Raw genomic sequence first — 1,089 nt, 5'->3', positions numbered from 1 at the left:
CGTGCGCTCGCCCGCAGTGGCCACGAAGCGGCCGCCGCGGCCTACGAACGCGCCGCCCGGCTCACCGCGGAGCCCGGACTGCGCGCGCACCGCGAGGCGCTGGCCGCCCAATCCGCCTTGAACGCGGGCGATCTGGAGCGCGCCGCGGGGCTCGCCCGCCGTGCGGTCGGAAGAGCCGGTGCGACAATCGAATTGCGGGCTCGCCTCGCGCATGTCGAAGGTCTCGCGCACTTCTGGCAGGGCCGTTTCGCGGAGGCGGACGCCCTGCTGCGCGACGGCGCCGCGCAGGTCGCCGACCGCGATCCCACGCTGGCGGCGACCATGCTCGTCCAGGCCCTGCACACCGGCTGGTACCTGGGCGAACAGCATGTCCGCGACTGCGTGGCGCAGTTGACCGCCGTGTCGCTGGCCGACACGGATCCCCTGCGTCCGGTCGTGACCTATATGGCGAGCGTTCTGGATCCTCGCGACACCGCCGGCGCGCCACCGGAATTGACGCAAACGCTGGAAGAATCCGCGCGGCGCGGACCGATACCGGATCAGGTGCGGCTGATGCTGTGCGGCGTGGCGCTGGCCAGCGGCCAGGATGCCGCCGTCTACGGTCCGGCCGACGCGCTGACTCGGGACTATCGCAGCGCCGGTGCCGCGGGCCGCCTGCCGACCACGTTGTTCTTCGCCGCCGAAGTGGAGATCTTCACCGGTCGTCTGCGCGATGCGCGAACCACCGCGGCCGAGGCGCTGCGGCTGGCCGAAGATCTGGGCCAGCGCCAATGGGTCAGCCAGCTCAGCAGCGTCCTCGCGCATATTCACGCCGCCGAGGGCGACGAGCAGCGGTGCCGGCAGTACGCCGAGGCGGGGCTCGCCGACAGCACACCGGGTTCCGTCTCGCCCGGTGCGGCGTGGGCGCATTGGTCGCTGGGTTTGCTCGAACTCGGTTCGGGCCGAGCCGAATCCGCGCTGTCGCGCTTCGAGCGGCTGACCCGCGACCCGCTGCGCCATCACCTGTGCGCGATGCGCTCGATACCCGATCTGGTCGAGGCGGCGGTGCGGGTCGGCGCCGCCGGCCGGGCCGAACCCCACGCCGATCGG

At 72.8% G+C, this 1,089-nt stretch carries 1 pseudogene; it reads left to right on the top strand.

Going from position 1 to position 1,089, the window contains the following annotated elements:
• Positions 1-1,089 (top strand): annotated as a pseudogene (locus tag NN2_RS37825) (helix-turn-helix transcriptional regulator); the annotation flags it as partial.

Source organism: Nocardia nova NBRC 15556, assembly GCF_001613005.1.
Taxonomy (GTDB): domain Bacteria; phylum Actinomycetota; class Actinomycetes; order Mycobacteriales; family Mycobacteriaceae; genus Nocardia; species Nocardia nova.
This window is presented reverse-complemented; position numbering and strand designations above follow the sequence as displayed.